The organism is Mesorhizobium sp. M0276 (assembly GCF_040321755.1).
Classification (GTDB): Bacteria; Pseudomonadota; Alphaproteobacteria; order Rhizobiales; family Rhizobiaceae; genus Mesorhizobium.
This window is the reverse complement of the sequence record NZ_JAMYSC010000155.1, coordinates 1-959: the sequence shown is the minus strand read 5'-3', so window position 1 is coordinate 959 and position 959 is coordinate 1. Positions and strand designations below refer to the sequence as shown.

The 959-nt window shown below is 63.2% G+C and carries 2 protein-coding genes; both read right to left on the bottom strand.

The features are described from left to right. The coding region (locus tag NKJ01_RS36235) for a YqaA family protein (RefSeq protein ID WP_502905967.1) at positions 1 to 218 on the bottom strand (218 nt) is incomplete at its 3' end. Between the two features lie 6 nt (positions 219 to 224). After that, a partial coding sequence (locus NKJ01_RS36230; RefSeq protein WP_352735384.1) for a multicopper oxidase family protein occupies positions 225 to 959 on the bottom strand: 735 nt, incomplete at its 5' end.

Genomic DNA, 959 nt, shown 5'->3' with positions numbered 1-959 from the left:
GGAAACCAGCGCCTGGTTCGGAGCGTGTCGATGCCACGTCCCAGAATCCAGTTCACCACGGAGCCGAGTGTGTTGCCGACTGTGGCGACCGCAAGGAGCAGCGCCGGATCGCCGCGACCCGAGACGAGCAGGCCGGCGAGCACCACTTCCGATGAGACCGGCAGGATGGTTGCGGCGAGGAACGCGCTGATGAACAGCGCGCCATAGAGCGCCGCCACCTCGGCCTATGCCTGCACGTCGACAACGCCCATCATGCCCAGCTGCTCATGCTCGAGGATGTGGCAGTGATACATCCTCGGCCCCGGCCGATCCTGGCGCAGCAGCAGCCGCACCGTTTCGCCGCGTGCCACATTGACGGTATCCTTCGAGGAAAGGTAGGCAGGTTTCGAGACCTTGCCGTCGCGTTCGTGCTCGACCACCTGGAACTGCGTCCCGTGCACATGGAACGGGTGGTCCATGTCCGCTTTGTTGACGATCTCCCAAAGCTCGACTTGTCCTGCCTTGGCGACGATGTCGATGCGGTTCATGTCGAAGGCCGCGCCGTTGATCAGGAACCCCATCTCCATGCCGCTGGCGTTCATGGCCATGGTTTCGGTGAACACGAAGCGCCGGCTGACGGCGGGAGCGCCGAGGGGCGCGATTGGCCGCAGCCTGTCGGGCAGTGGCGGCACCGGCTCGGCCGGCGTCCGCGAAACATTGACCGTGAAGAGAGTCAGCCCGGCATCGACAGGACGTCCAGCGCCCATCCAGCCGCGATCATAATCGAGCGTGGTCAGCGTGTCAGGGCCGGGCTTGTCGAAAGACACGATCAGTTCAAGGCGTTCCGCAGGACTGAGAAGAATTTCCTTGGCTGCAACCGGTGCCTCCAAGAGGCCGCCGTCCGTTCCGATAATCATCATCGAGGCTTGATCGAAGGAAAGTCGAAGGAACCGCGCGTTGGTCGCATTGTAAAGCCGGAA